The organism is Thalassotalea atypica (assembly GCF_030295975.1).
GTDB classification, from domain to species: Bacteria; Pseudomonadota; Gammaproteobacteria; order Enterobacterales; family Alteromonadaceae; genus Thalassotalea_F; species Thalassotalea_F atypica.
The window spans coordinates 3,384,598-3,404,843 of the sequence record NZ_AP027364.1 but is presented as its reverse complement, the minus strand read 5'-3'; the positions used below and the strand labels follow the sequence as shown (position 1 = coordinate 3,404,843).

The window sequence follows — 20,246 nt, the reverse complement described above, 5'->3', positions numbered from 1 at the left end:
ATAAATTATACACGTGAGCTCAAAACCCAGATCAAATATAATTTGAGTCACTCCTGTGCGCAGACGATGACATTGAAAGAGTTAATGGCCTTGTCACCTGAACGTGCTCAGACACTTTATCAAGAAGAGCTTGATTACACATCGCTTCAAGGTAGCGAGTCACTCAGAGCGAAAATAGCCAATTTTCATCAAGAGCAAAATCGTCATCAGCGAAAACTCATTCCATCACAGGTAACGACTTTTTCTGGTGCTCAAGAAGCGCTAGCAGCAATTTATCAAAGCCTCTTACAACCTGATGATGAAGTCATAGTTTGCACCCCATGTTATCCATCCTTGATGTCGATGCCATCAATTTATGGTGCTAGGGTAAAACCCATTTTGTTGTCCGATGCCAATCAATGGCGATTCGACATCGAACAGCTAAAAAAAATGGTGAATCAAAAAACGAAACTGATCGTTATTAATGCTCCTCATAACCCAACAGGCATGGTGCTCACACCTGCACAGCAACAACAGGTACTCGCGTTAGCCCAGCAAGTTAATTGCTATGTGCTTAGTGATGATGTCAGTCAAGCTATAACTCATGGTGAATCAGGACAGACCAATATCAACTCTACGCTTGCTCATGATTTCTTAGATTATGAAAAAAGTGTTGTAGTTTCTGTGATGTCTAAGTCTTTTGGATTAGGTGGTGTGCGAATCGGCTGGGCAGTAACACCGTGTAAATTGTTAATCAAATCTATGATCTCTATTAAAGCTCGAGGAAGTATATGTACAAGCCGAGTAGATGAAACTTTGGCTGAAATTGCTTTAGAACATGCTGATCAAATTATTCGACGTAATCAGAAGATCGTATCTGAGAACAAACATTTACTTAAACAGTTTATTGCACAATATCATGATGTTTTTTCATGGCACCCTCCGCAAGCAGGGTTGCTGGCATTGGTGAAAGTCAACCTTGGAACTCCCTTAGAGCCAGTATTAAAATACTTAGCAGAACAAACAGGCATATTGCTTTTACCGGTAAGTTTATTTGGCTTAAATGAATCATATGTTCGTGTTGGTTTAGGCCAGCGGAATCTGCGTCATGGGCTGAAAGCGCTGAATAAACTTATTAACAAGCAATGAATGTTACATAAGTTGTTACATATCTAATTAAACCTTTCTTCATTCTCTTTCGACAATAACCGTACAATAACAATGATTTAGCTAATGTATTGGAAGACATGAAAAAAATAATTATAAGCATAAGTTTGATTCTATCATCGTCAAATGTATATGCAGAAAGACAAACCCACCGACTTGCACATATTCCAAGTGAAATAGTGGTTGATGGCAGTATGGATGAGGCGGTGTGGCAAGAAGCTACCGTTTTAGAGCTTAAATATGAGAACAACCCAGGTGAAGGGGTTGCTGCACCGGTTAAGACGGAGCTTTACTTATATGAAAATGGTACAACGCTTAATGTCGCCTTTAAAGCCTATGATCCAAACCCTGAGAAAATTAGGGCGGCACTGCGCGACAGAGATTCACTTTGGCAAGACGATAATATCGGTATTATTTTAGATACTTTTAATGACGAACGCAGTGCTTATGAGTTTTTTGCCAACCCGTTTGGTGCGCAAGGTGATATGACCATGGACGACACTGATGGTTGGGATGAAGACGACTCTTGGGACGCTATTTGGGACAGCAGTGGTCAAATCACCGACTTTGGTTATGTTGTAGAGATGAGTATTCCCTTTAGCAGCATACGGTTTCCTGAGTCGGATGGCACAAAAACATGGAATGTAGCAGGCTGGCGTAATTATCCGCGTGATGTTCGTCACCAAATGGCAACTCATAAATCTAACAGAAACATTAAATGTAATATTTGCCAGTTTGATCAGCTGATCGGCTTTGAATCGGCACAAACAGGCAATAATTTTCAAATTACACCTACGCTAACGGTTTCACGCAATGATGAGAAACCAGAGGTACCTGGTGATTGGGAAGATGGCTCGGTAGAGACTGAGCCGGGTTTGGACGTGCGCTGGGGCATCACGCAAGATATTGTGTTAAATGCAACTATCAACCCGGATTTTTCTCAAGTTGAGGCTGATGCGGGGCAGTTAGACGTAAACAATACCTTTTCGTTGTTCTTCCCCGAAAAACGTCCATTTTTTCTCGATGGTGCATCTTATTTTGACACTAATAGTTTCAATCTTGTCCATACTCGAAATATTGCGGAGCCCGATTACGGCGTGAAGATCACCGGTAAAAATAGCGATCATACTTATGGGTTGATGATCGCTAATGACAGTAACACAACGCATTTAGTGCCTGGCAATATCGGCTCGGATATTGCCACCTTAGATCAAGAATCTGAGTTGGCCATTGCTAGCTATTCTATGGATGTTGGTGAGCGTAATAATATTGGTTTGTTGATGACTCATCGCAACGCCGATGACTACAACAATACCGTTGTTTCCGTCGATGGTAGTTACTGGTTCAATCAAACTGACAGCTTGAAATTTCAGGTGGCGCGTGCAGAAACGGATAATACCGATTATGTGCAAGAAGAATTTGAGCTTGCTCCCGAACAAAAAGGGAATGCTGCCAGCTTAAGGTTTTCGCGTAATACCCGTGATTATAATTTAAAAGCAAGTTATACCAATGTTGGTACGGACTTTCGAGCCGATTTAGGCTTCATGTCAAAAGTAGATTATGAGCGAGTGGTGCTTGGAGGCCGTAGAACCTATTACGGTGAAAATGATGCTACTTTCACTCGTTGGGGCTATTTTGGTGACTGGGACAAAACTTATGATCAAGACGGCAATTTATTAGAAGAAGAGTTTGAGATTCACGGCAACTTACAAGGAAAAATGCAGTTTTACACCAACTTTGGTGTAGTCAGTCGAGAGCGCTTCTACGATGATGAATACTTTGATGAATTACAGTTTATGATGTATGCCCGTTTTACACCAATTTCAGGTTTACAATTTCACAACTTTATTCGATTTGGCGATCAAATTGATTTTGCCAACACCCGTTTAGGTGATGCATTGGATATTGAGCCTGAAATGAATTGGGACGTTAATGAACATATTCGAATTGAATTATCACACCGCTTTAATGAGTTAGAGGTTGATGAAGGGCGAGTGTTTACAGCCAATTTAACGGATTTACGTCTTAAATATCAATTTGATATGCGCAGTATTTTAAAATTGGTGATTCAATACACAGATATTGACCGTAATGTTGGCTTGTATACTTATGACGATATTGAAGATAAACCTGAGTCGAATGAGAAGTTCTTTTCAACTCAGCTGATTTACTCTTATAAAATTAATCCACAAACACTATTTTTCATAGGTTATTCAGATGGTGGTTATCAAGATGATAGCCTAGACAACTTGGAGCGAGATCAACGAACGATATTCACTAAATTTAGCTACGCATGGCAAATGTAGTGTTAAGCGAACAAAGTTAAAAAAGGCAGCTTATTCACATAAGCTGCCTTTTTTAATGAACAAACAGCAATGAACAATAAGTTAGTTCATTGCCTTAAAGCGAATGGCCACGCCGCCGCTGGTTGCCATGGGCAATGTCAGGATATCTGTACTAGAGACTGATTTTTTTTCAATGATCATCTCATAAGGGTTATCAACCCAGTTGGCTTTATCTCCGTCACGGTATATTTGTGCTTGATATTTCTTGCCCGGTGCTAAGAAATCGAGCTTGACGGTTATAGTACGGGCTTTTTCATCGGTAAGTGCGCCCAAGTACCAATCTTGTCCATTGCGCTCTTGTCGAGCAAAAGCGACGTAGTCTCCAATTTCACCAGCAACAGCGATACTTTCTTGCCAGTCCGTTGGTACATCACGAATAAATTGGAATGCGCCCATCTTAGCTTCGTAATTACGTGGTAAATCCGCCGCCATTTGTATTGGGCTATAAAGTACGACGTACAGTGCAAGCTGTTTTGCTAACGTGGTTTGAGGTCGGTTTGTTGTATCCCCTAGACCGTTAAAGCCCATATCGAAAATGCCCGGTGTAAAGTCCATCGGCCCACCTAATAGCCTTGTAAACGGCAAAATTGTCGTATGCTCTGGCGGGTTAGGAGGATTTCCCCACGCATTGAACTCTTGTCCTCGTGCACCTTCTCTGGCAATCCAATTTGGGTAGGTTCGGCGCAATCCTGTCGCTTTCACAGGCTCATGGGTGTTAATACTGATCTTACGTTTTGCTGCTTCTGTGATGGAGTGTAAATACTCATTGACCATGAATTGGCCGTCGTGCCATTCATAACGGGCAATCCCATGTTCATCAACACGTTTAATATCGCCACCGTCAGCTACGTAACCGGTTTTAATTTGAGTGACGCCATGTTTAGCGTAAAGGTCGTACGCTGCGCTCATTTGATTGCGGTAATTGGTCACACTGCCAGAGGTTTCATGATGACCCACTAATCGCACGCCTTTACTTAAACCGTGTGCAGTCACTTTTGCTAAGTCAAAATCTTCGTAAGCTTGAGTAAAACTAAAAACATCACCATTGTGAAACCAGCTACCATCCCAGCCATGATTCCATCCTTCAACGAGCACACCACTAAAGCCGTATTTCGCGGCGAAGTCCATGTAACGTATGGTTTCACTGGTGGTTGCGCCGTGTTTATCACCGCTGCCCCAAGTGTTTTCATTGATGTGCATGCCCCACCAAATACCAACGTATTTGCCCGGTTCAACCCAAGAAACGTCACCAAGTTTGTTTGGCTCATTCAGGTTTAATATCAAATTTGAATTCAGTAAGCCCGTCGCGTTTTCGCTGATTTGAATGGTACGCCAAGGGGTTTTAAAACCAGCCTTTGTTTTTACTTTTATGCCATCAGACCAAGGCGTTAGATCGGCTTCAAATTCGCCATGCCTACCATGATTAAGGGTCATAGAGGCGTAGTCAGTTAACGCGGCTTCATGGATAGAGACATGGACACCTAAGTCGTTTTTGAAAGTAAATGGTGTATGAACGCGATCAATTTCATTAAAACTAGTCGTGTTGTAAACATATTCATAACGATTCCAGCCACGTGCTGGTATCCACCAAGCAGTTGCTTTTTCTCGTTGAGCGACATTAAATTCAGTGGCTTCATTAGTAATTTCAATCTTACCCGCTAAGCCTTTTTGGCTAGGCACTTCATACCGAAAGCCAATGCCGTCGTTGAAAAGACGAAAACGAATTTTATATTCATTCGCGCTGTCGCGATTGGCAGCAAAAGAGACCAACAATTCATTGTGTTGGTCCCGAACATGCTTGCGCTCACCCCAAGGCAATTGCCAGGTATTATCGACACTATTGCGTTTACTGCTCTTTATTTTAAAGGAGTTATCAAAGGCTGGGGCGTTCTTAAAAGCCATGCCGAGTAATGAATTAGAGATAACGTCGTTGCCATTAAATGATACTTGGTAGCTAGGGGTGTTCTCGTCATCGATGGTCAGGATGATTTTGCCATCTGGCGATTGTAGATGTAGTGATTGTGCGAAAACACTCAGTGGCATTAAACAACACATCGCGGTTATTTTTGTTATCGAAAAATTCATTATTCTTCTCTTGTTTTGGCTGTTGATAAAGCATATAACGAGTGCAGTTCAAATGGTTGAATTTGCATACGTATTCAAATCACTATTGTGTTACAAGCTTTACTTTTTAACGATCGGCTTTGGCTTAATGTTCAGGCTCAATAGATGGTATACTTGTCAAAAGCATGAGACTTTGTAATCTTTAAAGAATGCACACGACTGAAGGAATAGTAATGTTGTCAAAATGGAAGTGGCTGCTATGTTGTTTACTCTTTAGCTTTTCATTATCAGCCAAGCAAATACATGTAGCATTTTTAGGACCAAGCGGTACGGATAATCCATTTTGGAGCAGTATGATTGCGCCGCTATCTACCGTGGCGGAACAGCTTGATGTGCACATTACTTTTCATCATGCGGACTTTGCCGATCGCTTTGATTATTATCTACAAGCTCAAAAATTATTATCCTCAGCTAATAAGCCAGACTATCTCATCTCAGCGTTTCGAGGCGCAAATGCTAAACCATTACTAGATTTAATTGAACAGTTTCAAGTACCAACGATCACCATTTCATCAGGTGTACCCGCTTTTGAAAAGGCGTCAATTGGCGCACCGCAACAAAAATATAAATATTGGCTAGCGCAAGTGCTGGCGGATGATGAATCATCAGGCTTTATGCAGGCGCAACTATTGGTTGAGAAATTTAAGGGAAGTGTGTCACAAGAAGAACAAGGGCAAGCACTACAACGATATCGTATGGTGGCTCTCGGCGGCGGATTAGTACTAGAAACGTCTCATCAAAAAGACGCAGGATTGAGACGCGCCGTGCTTGAGTATGGTGAGCTTGACTTACTGCAACTTGTGCATGCGGACTATAACGTAGAAACAGCATCAAGGATGACGGAGTTATTGTTTAATCGTTATCAAAATATCGATTTGATCTGGACAGCCAACGACGATACAGCTATTGCTGCTTACGAGAAATGTGCTCAGTTATTACCGGCATCAGATTTCCCTCTTATAGCTGGTATCGATTGGACAAAAAGTGGGTTATTGGCGGTAGAAGAAGGTAAGTTGGCGTTTACGCTAGGTGGTAATCATATGCAGGCTGTTTGGGCATTAATTCTTCTGCACGACATTGCTCATGGCTATACCGATACTGGACTGGAAAACAACACCTATCGGATTCAATTTAGTGTTGCTGACGAACGCAATATTAAAGACGTTAAAGAGTACATTCTCAACAATGGTTGGCAACACGCTAATTTCTTACAATTTTCAAAAGTATACAATGCAAAGATCAAGCGCTATCAGTTTGATTTGAATGTGCTGATAGCTACTCGTTAGCAAAAGGTGTTTCAGTTTGTCGCATTTCACAATGCTATGTGATCCTAGTGATTAACCTATGCGTTGGCGTCGATGGTTGGACATGAAATCTAACTTTGGTCCGCTAGGAATGATACCTGTAGGGTTGATATTTTTGTGGCTTTGATAATAATGGGCTTTGACGTTGTCCATATTTACTGTTTCCGCTATCCCCGGTACTTGATACAAGTCACGCAAGTAGCCCCAAATATTTGGATAATCGACAAGGCGACGTATATTACATTTAAAATGCCCTACATAGACAGCGTCAAAGCGAACTAATGTGGTAAACAGGCGCCAATCGGCTTCGGTAATGGAATTTCCAGTGAGATATCGACGTGTCTCAAGACGTTGTTCTATCACGTTCAAAGCGTCAAATAATGCAATGACGGCTTCCTTATAAGCGTCTTGACTTGTGGCAAAACCTGCGCGATAAACACCATTATTTATTGCCGGATAAATAAAGTCATTAAGCTCATCAATTTCCACTAGTAGGTCAGGTGGAGAAAAGTCTATTGGAAGTGCTCCTAGGTGATCAAATGCCGAATTAAACATACGAATGATCTCTGATGATTCGTTACTGACGATAGTTTGTTTTTGCTTATCCCAAAGAATGGGTACTGTCACGCGGCCGGTGAAATTGGAAAGGGCAGCAGTATATAGTTCATGTACATACGTAGCGTTAAAGATAGGATCAGAAATAACGTCTTTGCCAGGGCTAAAGCTCCAACCTTGATCGCCCATAAATGCGTTAACCACCGAGATTGAAATTGAGTCCTCTAAGCCTTTCAATTTTCGATAAATTAGGGTGCGATGTGCCCAAGGGCAGGCGAGTGACACGTATAAATGATAACGATTTTTTTCGGCTTTGAACCCATCATCGCCTGATGGGCCGGCACTACCATCAGCAGTTACCCAGTGGCGAAAACTCGAGGCTTGACGTTTAAATTGGCCTCCGGATGATGAAGTATCGGACCATTGGTCTTGCCATTTACCTTCTACTAATAGGCCCATGTCAGTCTCCTTACTTTAGAAAAAATTTTCTCTTGTACTTCGATTGCTTGCTATAGTTCAATTAAAAAGTAACGTATTTCGAAGTACCTAGCATATCTCTTTATTCATTGAACATTAGCAGGCTGCTAATTTTGATGGGTTGATTGAGCTAGTAATTTCATCGTGACCGGCATAACGATATAAGAAATAATCGGAACAATCACGGCGACGATAATGAGTACATTAACTATTTTGCTTTCAGGTAAGTACGGTTGTAGTAATGCTGGAATAAAATACACTAATGGGACTAGTGCTGCATAATTGATCAGAGCGATCAGGTGTTTGTTGGTCGCTTTCATAGTCGGCTCCAAAGCGTAGCATCACGCATAAATTAGACTTTGCATGATGCATTTGGGTTTAAAGTTCAGTATTGTTTGCTTGTAAAAAGCTATTGTATACCCAGCGATAAGACGTATGCTGCCCCAATACGCTGCCAAGCTCCATACCTTTGTCACTGCGCCAATCGTCCATAACTTCAGCAAGTACAGAGGCCCAAGTGGCTACTTTCACGCCGGCTTGCGTCATGCGGTGGGTAGCTGCTTCAGCAACTGCCTTATTCAATGTGCCAGACGCATCCACAACCGCGTAAACATCGTATCCTTCCGCGACGGCTGAAATAGCTGGGAACATTAAGCAAACGTCAGTGACGATACCCGCCATGATGATTTTCTTACGGCCCGTTGCTTCAATAGCCTCTTTAAACGCTGGACTTTTCCATGCATTGATTTCTCCTGATCGCTCTATTACTTCATCACCTAAAATATCGGTTATTTCAGGCATGATAGGGCCATTGGGACCATCTGGCATGCTGGCAGTTGTTACTGTTGGCATACCAACTGTTTTTGCCATTGAGCATAGACCCTTGATGTTTTCTGTCATCAAGTGTGGGTCTTGGTCTCGACAACTAACCAGTAGCCTTGTTTGATGATCAATCATGGCCAAAACGGCATTGTCAGTGGTTAATGTTTCAGCAAATTTGTTCATATATTCTCTCCGTTAAATGTGATTTTATGCTTGTTGACTGATGACGACGATTTCAACATCTGTGGTGGCGCGTATTTCGGTTTTGTAACTACGGATTAAATCGCCATCTGCAGCACTAAATACCGCGTTCGGATCTGAAAACTCGGCATTTCCTTGACTAAGATATGTTAAAGTTTCCTGCTCAAACGTAGTGCTTTCACCCTGTGGTAGTCGGACAATATCGATTACTGTTCGGCTATCAAATGTTTCATCTTGACCTTTATTACCACCATAAATACGCGTTACGCCCTTATCTTTAAGTGTGTAATGTTTATAACTGGCTTGCTGTCCAGGTTCTTCTGGAGTTACCCAGAGCTGTAACATCCGGTTTTGAGTGTCATCCGGGTTAACTTCATTATGTGAAAAGCCTTCGCCGCCAGCGCGTTGAACTTGTGCCTCTCCAGCATTTAATTTTTGGCCATGCTCTAACGATCCCTCGTGCATTATTCGGCCTTTTATCATGATCGATATAACATCTATCTCTTTATGGGGATGCATATGTGTTTCACCTTTCGGGTTAAACTGAGCATCTGCCAAGTAAACAAAGTTGCCTATACCATCGAAAGTATTGACGGCTTTTCTGTTGCCAAATATACGACGGTCAGTAACTAGCCGGTGTTCGGTTAAGCCAGCAAAGCCGCCTAATGGTAGTGAATTCTTGCTAAGTATTTGCATCTTGCTCTCCGGTAATAACGAGTTGTTCTTGCTTATGTCGTCATACTAGAGGGGATCTACTGTTTGATAAATACGGGTTTATTGTTAACATAATTTCATTTTTGACAACAATGAGTGAGTGTCATGGCACATGATCTAAACGACATGATGGTGTTTTTAGCGGTTGTTGAAACGGGCAGCTTTACTCTTGCTGCTGATAGGTTGGGTATCCCTAAAGCCAACGTCAGTCGAAAAGTCTCCCGTTTAGAACAACAGCTTGATATTACATTACTTGAACGCTCGACTCGTTCGCAGCATATAACTGAAGCAGGAAAACGATATTTAGTCCATTGCAAGCGCGTGCATGAAGAGCTGGATTTAGCAACTGCGTCTGTATCAGAGCTCTTGCATACTTATAAAGGAAACTTGAAAGTGGGCGCATCTGTCGCTACAGGGCAGCAAATCTTAAAACCTGCTTTGGCTAGCTTCATGCACCAATACCCAGAATTGAGTATCCAACTTAATTTAATAAATCGACGAGTTGACTTCATTGAAGAAGGGTTTGATGTAGTTATTCGTGTAGGTGTACTCGATGATTCCTCGTTGGTTGCTAAAAAGTTAGGGACGGTAACACGTAAGTTATTTGCTAGCCCTGCTTACATTGCCCAATTTGCTCAACCAACCACGATTGAGCAGTTACATGAGCATCAACTATTGATCATGAATCCAATCAACAATGGGGTGAAATTAACACTATCTTCAACAGGAGGTGAACATTACAGCATACAATGCAGACCTCGATTGTTCGTGGATGATTTTTCAATACTTAAGCAGTCAATAATTGATGGCTTAGGCATAGCCGTTCTTCCTGAGTATATGGCGAAAGCAGAATTAGCGTCAGGAAAATTAGTCAGAGTGTTAGCTGATTGGGGCATGGAAGATGTTGATATTTATGCTTTGTATCCGAGAAGCCGCGCCAAATTACCAAAAGTAAAAGCATTCTTGGACTTTGTTTCTACTTTATACATCAGTGCATTGAAGGTAAGCCACTAACATTGCTTTTGAGTAGACTAACCAATTATTCACATACAGACGTAGTTGTACTTCATACGTTTCAAACATTTCGGACTATTTAGCTACCAAATAGCGGGGATTTAGCAAATTATTGAGGATCTTGTTGATCCTTATGTGAAAATAACATAAAACTGGTACGTTGAGTTTTAATAAGTATAAATTCTACACTCTGTTTTAAGTAAGCTTGTTAATGATATTAATTTACAGGAACCTCTGATGCACCTAAAAGGATTGCTCACCTTTATCATATTGCTTTATGTGCAACCTATAACAGTCGTTGCGGCAAATTTTATTGAAGGCCAGCACTACCTGACATTAAAGTCGCCAAAATCGAAACAGCCAGAAATTCGCGAGTTCTTTTCATTCTATTGCCCTCATTGTTACAACCAAGAGCCCTTTATGAAGGAGCTTCAGAATAAGTTGCCTAGTCGCGCTAAATTTGTCAAAAACCATGTCGAAGGTATGCCAAATAGAAATAGTGAAGTGGAAAAGTTACTGACAAAGGCATTAATAATTGGCGATAGAATGCGTGTAAAAGACAAGTTGGTTGACGCAATATTCAAGAAGATTCATGTGAACAAAGGTGACTTTAAGTCAGCAGATGATATTAAGCAGTTATTTATGAGCTTTGGTGTTAGTGAGATCATGTATGACAGTACTGCTAGTAGTTTCAGTGTTGATATCAAGTACAATGACATGAAACATAAAGCTAACACGTTAAGGGCCCAAGGACATTCGTCTGTGCCAACACTTATCATAAATGGTAAATACAAACCAATAACCACACAAATCACCAGTATGGGGCAATATAAAGAGCTTATTTATTTCTTATTGAAAAAGTAATTGGGTAATAAGACTAACCGATGTAAACACAGGTATTGCCTTTTTGCTGCTCACTGCATTACATTCTAATTATTCATCAGCACATGTCTGTTATTTGACGCAAAAGAACTTTAACAATGAATTACAGCATTTCAACTAATCCTTCTGATTTCGATTTCGAGACTATCTACAAGTATTTGTCCAATTCGTATTGGGCAAAAGATATTCCTCGTACCACGCTCAAAAAGGCGATTGAGCATTCCTTGTGCTTTGCTGTTTTAGCTGATGACAATAAGCAAGTTGGTTTTGCACGGCTAATTACCGACAAAGCAACATTCGCCTATCTGGCTGACGTTTTCATTATTGAAAAACACAGAGGAAAAGGGCTAAGTAAGCAGTTAATTAAAGCTATTATTGAACACCCGGAGCTACAGGGGCTTAGACGAATGGTACTTGCGACAAAAGATGCGCATGGGCTTTATCAGCAATTTGGCTTTAAAGCGATTGCACAGCCAGAAATATTTATGGAAGTTTGGGACCCAGAGGTTTATCAAAACAGCTAGCAAAGTCCTACAAATAAAAAAGCCTGAACATAACGTCAGGCTTTCTCTTTGACATTACCTAGTATTGAAACGTTATTTTATTTCAAACACATAGGCACTATTAGCAGGAATGTTGATCGGTTTTTCTAAACTAAATGTTTGCTTGGTCAAAATACTCTTTGCTAGCTTATTTTTTGCTAACATTTCAGTATAGTTTTCTTTTCTAAGTAATTGAGCTTTTTCAGATTTATTAATAACCACCATGACTTTTTGATCGTCATTATGTCTAAAGTAAACATAGATGCCATTTTCGGGCGCATAATGATTTAATTTACCGGTATGTATGGCGGATGCCGTTTTACGCCAGTTAAGTAGCTGGTGAATGAATTTTTGCGCATCAAGCTGCTGACGCGAGAGTCCTTTGCCTGTAAATGCATTGACCTTATCGCCTTTCCAACCGCCGGGAAAATCAGTACGGATAACGCCATGATCAGTAGTGCCGGGATTCTTCATCAATATCTCTGTCCCATAAAATACTTGTGGGATGCCACGAGTGGTCAATAGGTAAGTCATGGCGATCTTAAATTTAGCATAGTCTTCATCCAGTTGAGTGAAGATTCTGCTCATGTCGTGATTGTCGGCAAAAACAACTAAATTAGCTGGGTCTGGATAGAGAAAATCGTTGGCTAAGGCGCGGTAAAGCTCATTTAAACCAGAGTTCCAGTCTTCCTTGTTTTTTAGGCTTTTTACGATTGCGTCTTGCAATGGAAAGTCCATCAAGCTCGGTAAATAAGATTGATAGCCATCGTGGGTGTTCTTCCCTTTTTGCCAATATGAAACCAGTGCCGGGTTTGTCGTCCATTCTTCACCAACAATGTTAATGGTCGGATATTCATCAGTGACGCGTTTTGTCCACTCAGTTAAAAAGGTTTTATCAGGATAGGAATAAGTATCAACCCGTAGCCCTGAAAGGTTGGCATATTCAATCCACCAAATAGTGTTTTGGATCAGGTAATTCGCCATATAAGGGTTACGCTGATTCAAATCAGGCATAGTTTTAACAAACCAGCCATCACTGAATGTTTTTGCGTCTGAGGGGATGGCATGAGGATCATGCAAGGCTTCTCGTTTGTGATTAGTGCCTTGGTATTCATTTCCTTGATTATTGTACCAATTGTCCATTGGCAAATCGTTATGCCACCAATGGCCAGAGCCGCCATGATTTAAGACTACATCTTTAATTAAACCAATGTCTCTTTTTTGTGCTTCTTTCGATAATTTTCGATAGAGCTTATTGTTGCCAAAACGTGGATCGATGCTATAAAAATCAGTGGTGGAATAGCCATGATATGAGTATGACGGTTGGCTGTTTTCAATGACAGGATTTAACCAAAGTTGTGTGAAGCCCATATCACTAATGTAGTTTAATCGGTTGATGATGCCTTCAATATCTCCGCCGTGGCGCCCTCCAGGCTTATTACGCGCAACACCTTCAGACAAGCTTTTTACTTGATCGTTTGTCAGATCGCCATTGGCAAAACGATCCGGTGTAATTAAATAGATAACATCGCTAGGACCATAACTACGCACAGCGTTACTATGCTTGTTTCTGTTCAGCAACTTGTAGTCATAGCTAGTCATTACTTTATCGTCTTTTAGAAAGTCAATTTTAACGGTTTGTGACTTTGCTTGATCACGAACGACAAGATCTAAAAACAGGTAGTTGTTGCTTTGTACTTGATTAAAACGCTGCATAATCACATGAGGGTTATCAATGCGTGGTGTTAAGTCGGCTATATCTTTACCGTGCACAAGAATTTGCAATTTATTCTCGTGCATATCAACCCACCAAAATGCAGGTTCTAAATGTTCAATTTTATAAGAGGATGCAGCAATATTGGCGGAAAATATTGCGATTAAGAAAATTGAAAGTTGAACTAAATACGTCTTCATTATTAACCTCTAAACTTTACAAAAACAGCGGTAGTAAATGCCGGTATGCTAAATCCTTGCGATGTTGCTTTACTTTCTTTTGTTTGTGCATCAACACCTTGTTGTTGCACTGGGTGTAGCTGATAGCCATTTGCAAGCTCTGTCGCGAATGTCTGGCTGTTAGGTGATGTGTTAAATAATACCATGATTTCATTAAAGCGCTTATCTGGTGCTGTTTTGCCATTAACTATGCTCATCACAACTAAGCCTTCTTGTTGCGATTTTCCCGTGTTTAAAAAGCTGACTTGCTGTTTAATTTCAGCTCCTGATGCAAGCGTGAACAGCGGGCTAGTGCTACGAATTGTCATAAATTCGGCGAATACTTTTGACGAAAATTGAATATCTGCTGGTGCAACCTGATCACGTCCTTGGTTTTTATCTAGTAGCGCAGAAATAAGCGGCCAATTCGCATGATCTTTTTCCGCTGGCGGTAACCCTATGTTATAAAAGTTAGTTTGCTTGGCAAAGTCGACACGATTAAACCAATCGCTGTAATCGTAGCTGTCGCGCAAATAGGATTTCGATCTCAATAACTCTGAACCCATATGTAAAAACGGAATTCCTTGCGCCATCAACGCAAAACTCAAGCTTTGATTGTGCAGACGAACACGCTCCTCGGTGGTTAAGTCAGTGGCATTGCGGTACTGATTGTTATCCCACAAAGTTTGATTATCGTGCTTAGAGATATAGTTAATTGTGTCAGCTGGGTCTAATGCGTAACCTGTCGGCTGACTGCCATAGGGAATGTCTTTACCGGTGACTTGATGTCCATTTCTATCCTCAATAGGAAAATCAATTAAGTTACCTGCAAGACCAATCCTTAATTGATCCATCAGCAAGTAATAATCTGGCGCATTGCCTTCATTGTGCAGATTTAGTTCATTGGGCTTGGTTCTAAGGCCATTCCCTATACCTTGATTACGACGAATATCATCGCCTTGAACACTGATACCAGGGCCGCGAATCGCGTCGCGTAAGCGATCGGTAAAGGTACCAATTTCAGTGCCGGCGAGCTCTAATTGACTGGCTTGAACAAATTGCCGATTATTGGCGACTTCACCAAAATTCCATCCTTCACCGTAAAAATAGGTATCAGGATCTATGGCGCGTACAGCTTCACGCGCTTGTAACATCGTGTCTTTGGGTTGATGGCCCATTAAATCAAAGCGAAATCCGTCAATGGCGTAATCTCTCGCCCATATCACCAACGAATCGATCATCAGTTTGGCCATCATGTTGCGCTCTGTTGCGGTATTATCACAACAGGTTGATTGCTCGATATCACCACTGATGGGGTGCAATCGTTGGTAGTAATTGGGGACAATTTTATCCAGTACTGCGGTTCTTTCTAATCGTGCTTGATGGGTATGGTTATAAACAACATCCATAACAACGCGAAAGCCCATGTTGTGAATGCTTTGCACCATCTCTCTAAATTCCACAATGCGATTTTTACCTTCAGGGTTTTTAGCGTAACTTCCTTCTGGCACCGTATAATGAAAAGGATCATAACCCCAGTTGTATTTATCAAAGGTTTTTAATTCGGTCACAAGCGCTTGAGCGTCGCCTGTAGTTGCACTAAAGCTTTTTAATACATCGCTTAAAGTTAAATTATCGTCTAATTCGTTAATGCAAACGCTGACTTTAGGCGCCAGTCGACAAACCTCTTTGAGTTGTGTGTTTAAATCAATAGCCTTGCCCTTTTCTTCGTTGACGGTGCCAATATCAAAGGCAGGCAATAGGTGAATGTGGTTCAAGCCCGCATTTCTTAAGTGAGTGATGTGATTAATCGCATCAGAATCTTTTTCAGTAAAAGCGCCATATTTTCCGCGATTTTCTTCATTGCTTAAGCGTTGGTCGCTAGCGGAGAAATCACGAATATGCACTTCATATAGTATTGCATCTTCGGGTTTGGCTAACGCAGGACGTTGCTGCTCGTTCCAGTTTGACGGTTGTGTTGAGTCATGGTCTAGATCGACTATTTGGCTATACAGGCTATTAGTTGAGAGGCTTATTGAATAGGGATCAGTTGTGACTATGTGTTCTATTTTGTTGGTTACAGGGTGATACACGTCTAGTTGATACTGATAAAAAGCGCCATCTAAAGGCTCTGCTTTTTCTGACTCATTGTTTTTACTAAACGGCGCTACGCCATGCCAAATGCCCGTTGTAGAGTCTTCTACTAATTGCAGTTGTGCGGGCGTTAACGGCTGCTTTTCTTGGTTATATAAGTTAACCGATACGTCTTTTGCTGTAGGTGCCCATAAAGCAAAATGAACCCCATCGGCTTTAATGACAGCACCTAATTCCATTGCTTCATTGGCGTCATTGGTAGATGAAGTATAAATATCGTCAAGCACTTCGCCTGTCTGCACGTAGGCGAGGTGCTTACTGGCATTCTGTGTATTTTGTGATTCAATATACAATTCATGCTTTAACCATATTTTTGCTTTATCAATGGGAATATTGATCTCAAATGCTTGAAATGATTGCAAATGAGGGTACTTCTTTATTACCCAATTAGGCGTGTTAATTGCCTTTAATGCAGTTGATGCTTTTTGTCTATCAATAACGGAGGTCAGTTGATATTGATTATTGGACTCTACGTTAGCGAGTAATAGTATGTTTTGGCTGAGCCAATGTGCCGAAAAGTCTTTGCTGGTGGTGGTATCTAATGTTGAGGCAGCTTGTGATTTCGATTCACTAGTCGATGCTGTATTGGCCGTTTCATTGTTACTTGGTCCGCAAGCGCTAAGAAATAGCAGAGGCAATATAAAACTCAGTCGTTTCATTATTTTTCCAATTATTGTTGTTGGATCCGCTACCTCAGTTTATATATTTTGAGGGTGCGATGGGTTTCATTATTATTTGTGCCCATGCTAAATGTTTGATTTTAGCTTGCACATCACTTGCATACGTATTCACGCTCAATGGCCGAGAGTAATTCGAAATTGCACTCGCTTAGCGTAATTGAATATCGTTAGAATAAACTTAGTTTATAAATTTCAAACGGACCGGCCACCTAATGCTTAAAGTGTATATAAAAGTGATGTTGACATTATGTATTATATTGTTGACTAACTCATTGGCCTATGCGGGATATTTGTCTCACCTGGTAAAAGGCTCGGTTGTTACGGTACAAGGTGAATTGGCGGGCAAGCCAAGATCTTTTCAAATTCAAGCACATCATAACAACGCATTCGAAATTGTCTTTGATAATGTATTTCATCAACAACTGCCATCGTACGCCATTGCTCATAGCAAATCGCCATCGCTTAGCGTTAAAGACAGTGATCAAGCGCTAATTATTGATACTAACGCGCTACGTCTTATTATCGATAAGAAAACGCTGCGATTAAGTTATTATCAGGACGATAACTTATTGCTAAAAGAAGAGCAGGGTTTTTTCTCCAACAAAGGTTCTCACGGTTTTCGCTTTAAACTTGCTGACAATGAAAAAATCATGGGCGGTGGAGAGCGCGTTATAGGTATGGACCGCCGTGGTCATAAATTACCACTCTATAATAAAGCACATTATGGCTATACCACCGAATCAAAACAGATGTATTTTGGGCTTCCAGCGATCATGTCAGACAAAAAATATATGATTATTTTTGACAATAGCGCGCGTGGAGAAATGGATATTGGTGCGAGTGAGCATGATATTTTGTCGTTCCAGGCGATTGCCGGCCGCAGCAGTTATATTGTTGTCGCAGGGAAGAGCTATCCTGAGCTGATTAATAATTATGTTGATTTAACCGGTAAGCAACCGATGCCGCCAAGATGGGCATTAGGCAATTTTGCTTCCAGATTTGGTTATCATACTGAGCAAGAAGTCAGAAATACGGTTAAGGCTTTTCAACAAGAAGACATCCCCTTAGATGCCATCGTGCTTGATTTATATTGGTTTGGTAAAGATATTCAAGGACATATGGGGAATTTGGCATGGGATAAGCAGGCCTTTCCTACACCTCAAAAGATGATCAGCGATTTACAAAATGATGGGGTGAACACCATCGTTATTACCGAACCGTTTATATTGACCACGTCAAACAACTGGCAATCAGCACTTAAGGCGGATGCATTAGCCGTCAAGCCACAAAGTAGCAAGAACATATCAAACAATAAAAGGGAAATGAGTGAAGGCAGCGAGCCTTATACTTTTGATTTTTACTTTGGTCATACTGGCTTAGTAGATGTCTTTAATCAAAGAGGGCAGGCATGGTTTAAACAAGCTTATCAAACGCTTTATCAGCAAGGGGTTACGGGCTGGTGGGGCGATTTAGGTGAGCCCGAAGTTCATCCAGACGATATCATTCACCGTTTCGACAATGGCACTGAAGTAACGGGCGCTGCTGTTCACAACGCTTATGGACATCAGTGGGCAAAAATGGTTTATCAGAACCAACAAGAAATAGCCCCTAATAGCCGAGCAATGATCATGATGCGATCTGGCTTTGTTGGCTCACAGCGCTACGGCATGATCCCATGGACGGGGGATGTTAGCAGGTCTTGGGGGGGGTTAAAGCCTCAGGTAGAGTTGTCATTACAAATGGGGCTATTTGGTTTAGCTTATACGCATTCCGATTTAGGCGGTTTTGCTGGTGGTGAAAAGTTTGATGCTCAAATGTATACGCGTTGGTTGCAATATGGTGTATTTCAGCCTGTTTATCGTCCGCATGCTCAAGAAGCAATTGCACCTGAGCCAGTATTTCACGATCAGCAAACGAAAGATATTGTCAGAGAGTTCATCAAGTTGAGGTATCAATTGTTGCCGTATAATTACACCTTGGCGTATGAAAACAGTATTTCAGGTATGCCACTAATGCGCCCGTTGTTTTTCGAAGATGAATTGGATGTAGAGCTCATTGCGGAAAAAGAAACTTACTTATGGGGGGATGCGTTTTTGGTTACGCCAGTAACCGATCCTGATTCTACATCAATAGAAGTGAATGTGCCAAATGGCCAATGGTTTGACTTTTGGACTGATGAACGCATTACTGGCGGCCAGCAATTTGATTATCCAGTGAGTTTATCGACCATACCTGTTTTGGTCAGAGCGGGCAGTTTTATCCCGATGATCAAACCAATCAACACAACACAAGCTTACCGCGGTGATGAACTTTTTTTACATTATTACCATGATAGCAGCGTCCCACGTGCTTATGGTCAAATGTATGACGATGATGGTAAATCTTCAGACGCTATTGCCTCAGAGCGTTTCCAGCGACTAACTTTTGATGCGAGTTATATACCTGAGCGACAGTTATCCGCAAAAAATGATAGCAAGGCAGAGCTAACAATTTCGCTTAAAAAATCAGGCCTAGGTTATCAAGGTATGCCGACATCAAGACGTATGAATCTTGTAATTCATCATTGGGATCAAGCTGCAAATGCTGTCGACATCACCGGTCAATATATACCGATTGTAAACAGTCAACGTGCGCTGAAATTAGCCACTCAAGCAGCTTTTTGGGATCAAAGTAAAAACACATTAACGATTACCTTCGATTGGGGAAAAGCAGCACAACGTATCACGATCAAATAGAACGTACTCGCCCCCATTCGCTGAAAAATAGGCTGTATTGAAGAAAAAGTTAAGACAATACAGCCGCTATCCCCCCAACCTAAAAAAATATTCCAACGTACAATCACTTCGAATAAAATTCGGCAATAATGAGTCGACAGCCCCTATAAACTGAGTATTTACTCAAATTTTAAACGTCGTTTTTCGATTGAATTTTGAGTCAATGAAAAAACGGCATAATTTTGCATACGTATTCAAACTTGACTAAAAAAACCTGCCAAAGGTAGAAGATCCAATTATTATTATCGTTGCCTTACAATGTACAGGTTTGTTCGTAGTAAAGTGTAACCTAACGTTACCCTTTTGTAATTAAGGGGTTGAGCAAGATCACTGCAAAAAAACGCATTGAAACTCCCTTTCTATAATTAAACACAACTATAGTGAAAGGACTGTTTCATCAATGCTTATGTCATTTTTGCCTAGCGGTTGAATACGTATGCAGCATGTATTTTTAGCTGTTTTACCGTCTTATATTAAGTCATCCATCTAATATTGGGTGGTAAAAATAGTTACAAATAAAACAAATTATCGCTTCAGCGGGATTGCTGTTAACAACAAGAATTACAGGGATGAAACGGGG

Annotated in this window: 14 protein-coding genes; 7 read left to right on the top strand and 7 right to left on the bottom strand. The window is 41.1% G+C overall.

Translation table 11 applies throughout. From position 1 onward, the window contains the following. Positions 1 to 66: 66 nt before the first annotated feature. Positions 67 to 1,128, top strand: coding sequence for an aminotransferase class I/II-fold pyridoxal phosphate-dependent enzyme (locus QUE03_RS15550; RefSeq protein WP_286262863.1), 1,062 nt, complete (start codon positions 67 to 69; stop codon positions 1,126 to 1,128). 98 nt (positions 1,129 to 1,226) lie between these two features. Further along, the gene (locus tag QUE03_RS15545) at positions 1,227 to 3,452 is read left to right on the top strand and encodes a carbohydrate binding family 9 domain-containing protein (protein WP_286262862.1); all 2,226 of its coding nucleotides are present in this window, start codon (positions 1,227 to 1,229) and stop codon (positions 3,450 to 3,452) included. Positions 3,453 to 3,533: 81 nt separating this feature from the next. Here QUE03_RS15545 and QUE03_RS15540 read toward each other — a convergent pair whose 3' ends face one another. Continuing rightward, complete coding sequence (locus tag QUE03_RS15540) at positions 3,534 to 5,576, bottom strand: glycoside hydrolase family 97 protein (protein WP_286262861.1); 2,043 nt, start codon at positions 5,574 to 5,576, stop codon at positions 3,534 to 3,536. A 212-nt stretch (positions 5,577 to 5,788) separates the two neighbouring features. On the opposite strand from QUE03_RS15540, the gene QUE03_RS15535 reads away from it, so the two are divergent. After that, on the top strand, positions 5,789 to 6,901 hold the full coding sequence (locus QUE03_RS15535) for an ABC transporter substrate-binding protein (protein ID WP_286262860.1): 1,113 nt from the start codon (positions 5,789 to 5,791) through the stop codon (positions 6,899 to 6,901). A gap of 51 nt (positions 6,902 to 6,952) precedes the next feature. On the opposite strand, the gene QUE03_RS15530 is transcribed toward QUE03_RS15535, so the two are convergent. From QUE03_RS15530 to QUE03_RS15515, 4 genes are all read right to left on the bottom strand, one after another. Next, on the bottom strand, positions 6,953 to 7,933 hold the full coding sequence (locus QUE03_RS15530) for a glutathione S-transferase family protein (RefSeq protein WP_286262859.1): 981 nt from the start codon (positions 7,931 to 7,933) through the stop codon (positions 6,953 to 6,955). A gap of 125 nt (positions 7,934 to 8,058) precedes the next feature. Then, a complete protein-coding gene (locus QUE03_RS15525; protein ID WP_286262858.1) occupies positions 8,059 to 8,271 on the bottom strand; it encodes a hypothetical protein in 213 nt (70 codons plus the stop codon). A 58-nt stretch (positions 8,272 to 8,329) separates the two neighbouring features. Further along, on the bottom strand, positions 8,330 to 8,956 hold the full coding sequence (locus QUE03_RS15520) for an isochorismatase family protein (RefSeq protein ID WP_286262857.1): 627 nt from the start codon (positions 8,954 to 8,956) through the stop codon (positions 8,330 to 8,332). Positions 8,957 to 8,980: 24 nt separating this feature from the next. Further along, complete coding sequence (locus tag QUE03_RS15515) at positions 8,981 to 9,670, bottom strand: pirin family protein (RefSeq protein ID WP_286262856.1); 690 nt, start codon at positions 9,668 to 9,670, stop codon at positions 8,981 to 8,983. A 123-nt stretch (positions 9,671 to 9,793) separates the two neighbouring features. Here QUE03_RS15515 and QUE03_RS15510 point away from each other — a divergent pair, with 123 nt between their 5' ends. The 3 genes from QUE03_RS15510 (at position 9,794) to QUE03_RS15500 (ending at position 12,108) form a co-directional block, all read left to right on the top strand. After that, positions 9,794 to 10,702, top strand: a complete 909-nt coding sequence (locus QUE03_RS15510) for a LysR family transcriptional regulator (RefSeq protein WP_286262855.1) — start codon at positions 9,794 to 9,796, stop codon at positions 10,700 to 10,702. Positions 10,703 to 10,939: 237 nt separating this feature from the next. Further along, positions 10,940 to 11,566 (top strand): thiol:disulfide interchange protein DsbA/DsbL, encoded by a 627-nt coding sequence (locus tag QUE03_RS15505; protein WP_286262854.1) that lies wholly within the window; start codon positions 10,940 to 10,942, stop codon positions 11,564 to 11,566. A gap of 116 nt (positions 11,567 to 11,682) precedes the next feature. After that, a complete protein-coding gene (locus tag QUE03_RS15500) occupies positions 11,683 to 12,108 on the top strand; it encodes a GNAT family N-acetyltransferase (RefSeq protein ID WP_286262853.1) in 426 nt (141 codons plus the stop codon). Positions 12,109 to 12,180: 72 nt separating this feature from the next. Here QUE03_RS15500 and QUE03_RS15495 read toward each other — a convergent pair whose 3' ends face one another. Next, a complete protein-coding gene (locus QUE03_RS15495; protein WP_286262852.1) occupies positions 12,181 to 14,040 on the bottom strand; it encodes a glycoside hydrolase family 13 protein in 1,860 nt (619 codons plus the stop codon). Positions 14,041 to 14,042: 2 nt separating this feature from the next. Then, positions 14,043 to 16,871 (bottom strand): pullulanase-type alpha-1,6-glucosidase, encoded by a 2,829-nt coding sequence (gene pulA / locus QUE03_RS15490; RefSeq protein ID WP_286262851.1) that lies wholly within the window; start codon positions 16,869 to 16,871, stop codon positions 14,043 to 14,045. A gap of 233 nt (positions 16,872 to 17,104) precedes the next feature. On the opposite strand from pulA, the gene QUE03_RS15485 reads away from it, so the two are divergent. Further along, positions 17,105 to 19,627, top strand: coding sequence for a glycoside hydrolase family 31 protein (locus QUE03_RS15485; RefSeq protein ID WP_286262850.1), 2,523 nt, complete (start codon positions 17,105 to 17,107; stop codon positions 19,625 to 19,627). The last annotated feature ends 619 nt before the right edge of the window (positions 19,628 to 20,246 follow it).

Coding starts and splice junctions, on each gene's coding strand:
- QUE03_RS15530 (WP_286262859.1), bottom strand. CDS start 7,933: ATGGGCCTATTAGTAGAAGGTAAATGGCAAGACCAATGGTCCGATACT.
- pulA (WP_286262851.1), bottom strand. CDS start 16,871: ATGAAACGACTGAGTTTTATATTGCCTCTGCTATTTCTTAGCGCTTGC.
- QUE03_RS15535 (WP_286262860.1), top strand. CDS start 5,789: ATGTTGTCAAAATGGAAGTGGCTGCTATGTTGTTTACTCTTTAGCTTT.
- QUE03_RS15520 (WP_286262857.1), bottom strand. CDS start 8,956: ATGAACAAATTTGCTGAAACATTAACCACTGACAATGCCGTTTTGGCC.
- QUE03_RS15545 (WP_286262862.1), top strand. CDS start 1,227: ATGAAAAAAATAATTATAAGCATAAGTTTGATTCTATCATCGTCAAAT.
- QUE03_RS15525 (WP_286262858.1), bottom strand. CDS start 8,271: ATGAAAGCGACCAACAAACACCTGATCGCTCTGATCAATTATGCAGCA.
- QUE03_RS15510 (WP_286262855.1), top strand. CDS start 9,794: ATGGCACATGATCTAAACGACATGATGGTGTTTTTAGCGGTTGTTGAA.
- QUE03_RS15540 (WP_286262861.1), bottom strand. CDS start 5,576: ATGAATTTTTCGATAACAAAAATAACCGCGATGTGTTGTTTAATGCCA.
- QUE03_RS15495 (WP_286262852.1), bottom strand. CDS start 14,040: ATGAAGACGTATTTAGTTCAACTTTCAATTTTCTTAATCGCAATATTT.
- QUE03_RS15550 (WP_286262863.1), top strand. CDS start 67: ATGACATTGAAAGAGTTAATGGCCTTGTCACCTGAACGTGCTCAGACA.
- QUE03_RS15485 (WP_286262850.1), top strand. CDS start 17,105: ATGCTTAAAGTGTATATAAAAGTGATGTTGACATTATGTATTATATTG.
- QUE03_RS15515 (WP_286262856.1), bottom strand. CDS start 9,670: ATGCAAATACTTAGCAAGAATTCACTACCATTAGGCGGCTTTGCTGGC.
- QUE03_RS15505 (WP_286262854.1), top strand. CDS start 10,940: ATGCACCTAAAAGGATTGCTCACCTTTATCATATTGCTTTATGTGCAA.
- QUE03_RS15500 (WP_286262853.1), top strand. CDS start 11,683: ATGAATTACAGCATTTCAACTAATCCTTCTGATTTCGATTTCGAGACT.